Origin of the sequence: Devosia sp., from assembly GCF_041917035.1 — a bacterium.
GTDB lineage: Bacteria > Pseudomonadota > Alphaproteobacteria > Rhizobiales > Devosiaceae > Devosia_A.
On sequence record NZ_JAYRYM010000320.1, the window covers coordinates 1 to 3,667 of the forward strand.

The window sequence follows — 3,667 nt, forward strand, 5'->3', positions numbered from 1 at the left end:
GCCTCGATCAGGAACTGCTGCATGATGTCCCCCTGCCGGGCGCCCACCGCCATGCGCACCCCGATCTCGCGCGTCCGTTCTCGCACGGAGACGAGCATGATGTTCATCACCCCGATCCCGCCTACCACCAGCGAGATCACGGCGATGGCTGCAATCAGCAGCGTCAGGGTCTGCGTCGTCGCCTGGATGGTTTCCCGGATGGTGTCGGTGTTCTGCAGCGAGAAGTCGATGAGACCGTGCCGCTGTTCCAGCAACTCGGAGATGGCCGTCTGGGCGGCCGAGATATCGGCATCGTCGGCAATCCGGACCGTGATGGTCGACAGCCAGCTCTGCCCCAGCATGCGCGACATGGCGGTGGTGTAGGGTGTGTAGATGGCGATCGCATTCGACTGCGGACCGAAAGTATTGGTGCTCGCCGCGATCACGCCGATGATCCGCAGCGGCACCTTGCCCACGAGGATCACCTTGCCGAGCGGATCCTCACCGTCCGGAAACAGCGTGCTGCGGCCGGTTGCATCGATCACCGCTTCCTGGCTGAGGCTTTCGACACCTGCGGCATCGAAGGTGACGCCGGCCACCAGCGAGCGGTTGTTGACCCGGAAGTAGTCGGGTCCCACGCCACTGACCTGCGCGCTGGCCGAGACGTTGCGATAGCGCACCGTCCCGTTGCTGGATACTTGCGGCGTGACGCTGTCGGCGTAGGCCTGCGCCGCGATCGCTTCGGCGTCCGCCGGCACCAGCGTGCGGATCGCACCCAGCCGCCGGTCGGCGGCGCTCGCGCCCGGCAGCACATTGATGGTGTTGGTGCCGATCGAGCTGATCCGCTCCAGCACCTGGGCCTGGCTGCCCTGGCCCAGTGCCACCACCGAGACCACCGAGGCGATGCCGATGATGATGCCCAGCATGGTCAGGAAGGTGCGCAACTGGTGCGAGGACAACGCCCGCACCGCGATGGCGAAGGCTTCGGCACTGCGGTCGAGGGCTTCGCGCCAGCGTGGAATGCGCTTGAGATCGATCGGCTTGCGCTCGGCTTCCGACCCGCCCGCGCCATTCATCTGCCTGTCGGACACGATCACGCCATCGCTGATCTCGATGATCCGGTTGGCCATTGCCGCAATCGCCGGATCGTGCGTCACGATGATGATCGTGTGCCCCTCCTCGTGCAGTTCCCTCAACAGCGCCAGCAGGTCCCGTCCGCTCTTTGAATCGAGGGCGCCCGTCGGCTCGTCGGCAAAGATGATGTCGCCGCCGTTCATCAGCGCGCGCGCCACGCTGACCCGCTGCTGTTGCCCGCCGGACAGTGCCGCGGGACGATGGCTGGTGCGGTCGGCCATGCCCAGCCGTTCGAGCAGGCTCCTCGCCCTCGCCCGGCGATCCGCCCTGGCGGCTCCGGCATAGGCCGCGGGCACCTCGACATTTTCTACCGCGTCGAGGTCGGTGAGCAACTGATAACGCTGGAAGATGAAGCCGAAATGCTCGCGCCGCAATTGCGCCAGTTCGTCGGGCCCGAGGCTGGCGACATCCCGTCCGGCCAGCCGGTACTCTCCGGTCCAGCCGCGATCGAGGCACCCCAGGATGTTCATCAGCGTCGACTTGCCCGAGCCGGACTGCCCGATGATGGCAATCAGCTCGCCTTGCCGAATGGTGAGGTCGATGTCGTTGAGGACGGTGATGGTCTCGGTCCCCGCTGGGAACTGCCGGCGCAGCCCGCGGACCTCGATGATCGGTTCGTTCATCGACATGTCCTCACAGCGGCGGCCCGCCGACGGGTCCACCACCGGCGAGCAGCCCGCGGGTGCTGTTGCCACTCGGCGCTGCCGAGCTGCCGGTGCCGCCCGACACGACGATGAGATCCCCTTCCTGCAGGCCCGACTTGATCTCTGCCATCACGTTGTTGGTCAGCCCCACTTCCACGGGCCGCATTTCGCTGCTCTTGCTCGCCGCGTCCCACACCTCGACGGTCGTGCTGCGGCCGCCGGTCTTCAACACCGATGCAGGCACTGCGAGCACGTTTTCGGCGGAGGCCAGCACGATCGTCACCTGCGCGGTCATTGAGATGCGCAACCGGTGATCCGGGTTGGCCACATCGAACAGGCCGTTGTAGTAGATGGCGCTGCCGGCGCTCGTACTGCCGCCCTGCTCGCCCGAGATCGACTCCGGGGCCGGCTCGATGGCCCGCAATGTCGCCTCGATGCGCGTATCGGGGTCGCCGAGGATGGTGAAGTACACCTTCTGGCCGGCCTCGACCCGTGGCACGTCCGCTTCCGAGATTTCGGCCTTCACCACCATCTGGTCGAGATTGGCCAGCTTGACGATGGTGGGCGTGCTGTTGACAGCGTTGACCGTCTGGCCGACCTCGACCTCGAGCGATACCACTGTGCCGTCCATCGGGGCGACGATCCGCGTGCGACCGAGGTTCAGCTTGGCGGTGTCGACGCTGATTTCAGCCTGTTGGATCTGCGCCTCGAGCGCTTCGAGCTGGCCCTGGGCCGTCTCGACGGCCAGCTGCGCCGTCTGCAGCTCCGCATCCGAGATCAGCTGCTGGGGGAACAGCTTCTCGGCACGCTCGAGCGCCACCCGCGCCTTGGCCAGAGAGGCCGTCTGCATGCGCTTCTGCGCCTCGATCCCGGCAAGGGCGGCCTCCGACGCCCGGACCGCGTTCTCCTGGTTGAGCGAGTCGATTTCGGCGATCAGGTCGCCCGTCTGCACCGCGTCACCGAGCACCACTTTCAGCGTCTTGATGCTGCCCGAGACTTCCGCCCCGACGCTGACCAGCTGGCTCGCCTCGATCGTTCCCGAGGCGAGGACGGATTCCTCGATGGTCGTGCGCGTCACCGCGGTGGTTGTCGGCTGCACCACCTTGGCCTTCGGCGTGAAATAGCTCCAGGCCGCCACCCCGGCCCCGGCCAGGACCGCCGCAACGACCACCCAACGAACCAGTCTGCCGATCTGCGCCACAGTGGAGCCCCGCGTTTCCTGGAAACGACATAGGTGCGATTGGCCGCCTCGCCGCATTAGGCCTTGGTAAGCTGGATGAATTCTTGGACAGGTTCGACCAGCCGGCGGCTTCGCACCCGTCCGACTTGCGCCTTGCGCCGGAGGTGCGTCTTGATCGTCATCAAGCGCGCCGCCCTGATGTGTCCCGCGAAGCGGTCGATGCTAGATTTGGTCGAGCCCGTACGCGAGGTCGGCGATCAGGTCGGCGCTCTCCTCGAGACCGACCGAGATCCTGAGCAGCCCCGGCGTAATGCCGCTTTCGAGCCGTACCTCTTCGGTGAAGCGCGCATGCGTGGTCGTACCGGGATGGGTGATCAGCGATTTCGCGTCGCCCAGGTTGTTCGAGATGAGGATCACCGCCAGCGAGTCCGACAGCTTGAACGCCGCCTCGCGCCCGCCCTTCACCTCGAAGGCCACCAGCGTCGAACCGCTCGCCATCTGCCGCTTCGCCAGGTCGTACTGGGGGTGTGAGGGATGGAACGGGTAGGAAATGCGCGCCACCTTGGGGTGGTTGGCAAGGAAGTCGGCGACCTTCGCGGCATTCTCGGTCATCTGCCGCACCCGCAGGGCCAGCGTCTCGACGCCCTTGAGCAGCACCCAGGCGTTGAACGGCGACAGCGACGGGCCGGTCTGGCGCAGCAGCGTGTGCACGTCGCCCTCGATCAGCGCC

Annotated in this window: 3 protein-coding genes; all 3 read right to left on the bottom strand. The window is 66.4% G+C overall.

The genetic code is table 11. The features are described 5' to 3' along the window. Positions 1–1,736, bottom strand: a 1,736-nt coding sequence (locus ACE3TU_RS20245; protein WP_374627529.1) for a MacB family efflux pump subunit, incomplete at its 3' end; no start/stop codon positions are given. A gap of 10 nt (positions 1,737–1,746) precedes the next feature. Then, positions 1,747–2,958: an efflux RND transporter periplasmic adaptor subunit gene (locus tag ACE3TU_RS20250; RefSeq protein ID WP_374627531.1), complete on the bottom strand. Its 1,212-nt coding sequence runs from the start codon at positions 2,956–2,958 to the stop codon at positions 1,747–1,749. A 201-nt stretch (positions 2,959–3,159) separates the two neighbouring features. Next, on the bottom strand, positions 3,160–3,667 hold a 508-nt coding region (locus tag ACE3TU_RS20255; protein WP_374627533.1), incomplete at its 5' end, for a PLP-dependent transferase.